General features: G+C 41.7%; 3 protein-coding genes. 1 reads left to right on the top strand and 2 read right to left on the bottom strand.

The window, feature by feature from the left end:
- Positions 1–364 precede the first annotated feature (364 nt).
- Entirely contained in the window at positions 365–865 is a 501-nt protein-coding gene (locus F1593_RS27600) for a GNAT family N-acetyltransferase (RefSeq protein WP_216369017.1), read from the top strand.
- A gap of 450 nt (positions 866–1,315) precedes the next feature.
- Here F1593_RS27600 and F1593_RS27595 read toward each other — a convergent pair whose 3' ends face one another.
- Positions 1,316–1,855, bottom strand: coding sequence for a hypothetical protein (locus F1593_RS27595; RefSeq protein ID WP_149404765.1), 540 nt, complete (start codon positions 1,853–1,855; stop codon positions 1,316–1,318).
- Positions 1,856–1,961: 106 nt separating this feature from the next.
- A partial coding sequence (locus F1593_RS27590) for a radical SAM protein (protein WP_149404764.1) occupies positions 1,962–3,240 on the bottom strand: 1,279 nt, incomplete at its 5' end.

The raw sequence follows: 3,240 nt of genomic DNA, 5'->3' as shown, positions 1-3,240 counted from the left end.
GTAGAACAGATTTATTACCGTGTTCTTACTGCATTTTATCGTCATTCCAATTCGTGTTCAGAAAGAAAGTGAGTTTCTCTTACAGACCTCGATTTTATTGTCTTGACAAAGCGGGGCACTATATTCATTGAATGGGTAGGCTGGCTGCAATCAGCGATTCAAGAGGTGTAATGCCCCCTGTGCGACGCAGTGAGTAAAGCCAAGATGAGAGGACACTCTATGATAATTTCTCCGCGTTTCTCTCGAAAGTCATGTACAGTGGGTAACGTCACACGCTGAAGGGAACAGGAGACTGTGAGTACTCGTCCAGAAAAAGATGTTGCACAGATGTTGCAAAGAAAAACATGAATAAAGGAGAATTTCTATGAAAATCCGTATGCTCTGTGAACGTGATACCGAGGCGTTTCTTCACCTAAGGAAACAGGTCAATGAAGAAACATCCTTCATGCTGCGTGAGCCTGATGAAAACGCGATGCTTGCAAAGCAACAACTAGAACAGTTTCTTCGCCATTCCCCACAAGACCATCTTCTTATTCTCGTGGCCGAACACGATGAGCAACTGGTCGGGTTTCTGATAGGAGAGCGAGGGGTACGCCAGCGCAATAGCCATCGCCTTGGTCTCGTAATTGGCATTTTGCAAGCCTTTACAGGACAAGGTATCGGAACCCAGCTCTTCATGACAATGGAAGACTGGGCCCGCCAGCAAGGCATTCTTCGCTTAGAGTTGACTGTCATGACACACAATCAAGCCGCAGTCACTCTCTATCAGAAGCGTGGTTTTGAAATCGAGGGCACGATGAGACGCACCATGTTGATCGATGGTGACTATATCGATGAGTATATGATGGCAAAACTCCTTTACTGAGGCCGAATTTACACATAGGGGGTTGATTGAATCTCGTGGTTTGACACATATTTTGATTCTTACGCAACCTTGCTGATCGCAGTTGTGGTATGCTGGGAAATTACGCCATTTTTCCTCGACGATTAGTGAACAGCAAAAACGCCGAAGAAACATCTGTCAGAGCACAAGGCATCTGGTTTCTTCGGCTTTTGATGTTCTATAAACTTTCTTTCGTGAGCCTCAAGATACAGGTGAGGGAGTGAGTAGCGTAGCGAACGCTGGTGAACTGACATAGTCAAAGGTATCTCTGAGGTTACGATATAAAATGGTATTAATATTTACTGAATCATTTGGCTTGCCATGCACACTAAAAAGATAGAGCAAGACTGAGGATAAACTGTGTCGGATATTGAGAACCGCAATTTTTTCCATGATAAGCTGATGCTGTTTTCTTCGCATATAGAAATCTCTTTACATTTTGGTCATTGATCCAGAAATCTCAGGTTGCATAACATTCAGTTGCCACACCGGACACACATTAACTACTTTGTTACTCTCTACTTCTTTGGAATCAGGGAGATCGTAACGTGTATCAAAAACATTGACCATCTTTAAATCCTCTTGATTCCTAGTTCTCCATGCTGTTTTCAGCGTTTCAATGGAGCCAAGCTTGTGCTCACTACAGGCAAGCAAGACACTTATATCACTGGTAAACTGATGACCCACTATTGTATTACGTGGATGGAGGAATGAGCCAACATGTTTATTGGCTTCATCACACATTTGTTGACATTCATCTTTTGCGTCAGATTCAACATAATTCATCATGAAGCCTAATTGCAGTGTTTCTTCTAGATTGTTAACATCACACGTTTCTAGATCAGAAATCCAAACTACCGAATAACAAAAAGCCTTATTCGCGTTTTTGATTTTGAAATTTTTCGTCCACTCTACATCAAATCCAATAATGGAAGGAACATGATTACTTAGTTCCTTTGCAAAATATCTCATTCTCTCTCTACCTTTTTAGGAGCATCGCTCCAATGGTAAACCGACATTGGGACATGTTTTATGTCCCAATGTCGGTTTATTGATCGCGTTCATTGTACGGTTTGTTTTATTCAGCGACCATAATGCTTTTCCCAAGATATTTAGTCAGGTGGTTTTTCTTGAATGGGTATTTCTTCCAAATCTCTTGAATGGTTTCTTCTTTGAGATTTCCAAGAAACATTACTTTATCCTCAGCATCATAAACGGGCCATGCGTATGTTTCTCCGTTGGGATAGGTCAAGATCGAATAACCTTCGTTCTGTGGTGTCCAGGTGGTCATTCTGACAGAAGGTGTCCATCCAAACTGTTGACGCATATCGGTAAGGCTATGAAAAAGGTTTTCATATTCCTCTTGCTCAAGGAATTCCTGTTCTTTCAAAAAGAGTCCATTACCCTTTTTGATGGGCATGATGAGCTTAATCTTGCCAGCCTCATATATATCAGCAATTTGATAGAGGAATGGCAACCCGTCTAGAGTTGAGCGGTACATTACCCCAGAGAATGATAAAGGCAATCCAGCCTCATAAAATGCTCTGACACCTTTTATAATCATATTATAGTCGCCACGTTCTTTGTTGGTAATTGCTCTGGGACCTTCAAGCCCAATATTGACAAAGGCAATCTTACCAACTAACTTTTGCGCTAAAGCTTTTCCGGCTGTTGCATTCGTGGGCAGTCCTACAATAAAATCGCTTGAATACATTTCTGCAATCTCTATGAGATCTTTACGCAACAACGGCTCACCACCAGACAAGAAGACACGTTGAACCCCTTGGAGATTCTTCTTCATCAAAGCGAGTTCATCAAGGCTCGGATCAGGCATTTGAAAAATTTCGCTGCAAAAGGAACAATCAAAATTGCATTTTCGAGTGATCTGTAGAATAACGGATATTGGCGAAGTAATACCTTCGGCGGCTTTTTCAATATCCAAACCTTGTATGCTCTGAAATGAATGATGATGGTTGTTAAAGAAAATCGCTTCATGTTTGGCACCCATACTGGTTCGTGGCTGTATAGAAATCAGCGGTCTGTCACTCATAGGTTCCTCCACTTCTTTCAACAACTGCTTTGAAAAGGATATTGTGCAAAGTTCTTCTATATTCTGTATGGTATATGTAGGTATGCCTGTATCTTCGCTCGGCTCCTCGTGTGAAAATTTCCCTTTTTTCAACCATACGGTGGTTGCTCCTCGCTTATTCCCCCATCTTATTCCTCTAATGACCCTATCATCTACTATCGCCACTTCAAAAGGATTCAAAGCAAGCTCCGATAATACACTCTCATAAAGATGGTCTTTATCTTTCTGAGAGAAACGTATCAATCGGAAATAGGGTTCAATCCCCGTA

Origin of the sequence: Dictyobacter arantiisoli (genome assembly GCF_008326305.1) — a bacterium.
In the GTDB taxonomy this organism is placed as follows: domain Bacteria; phylum Chloroflexota; class Ktedonobacteria; order Ktedonobacterales; family Ktedonobacteraceae; genus Dictyobacter; species Dictyobacter arantiisoli.
The sequence above is the reverse complement of the archived record's forward strand: the minus strand, read 5'-3'. Positions and strand labels throughout refer to the sequence as shown.

Bases quoted from the DNA above. Each gene is read 5' to 3' on its own strand.
- F1593_RS27600 (WP_216369017.1), top strand. From the start codon at position 365: ATGAAAATCCGTATGCTCTGTGAACGTGATACCGAGGCGTTTCTTCAC.
- F1593_RS27595 (WP_149404765.1), bottom strand. From the start codon at position 1,855: ATGAGATATTTTGCAAAGGAACTAAGTAATCATGTTCCTTCCATTATT.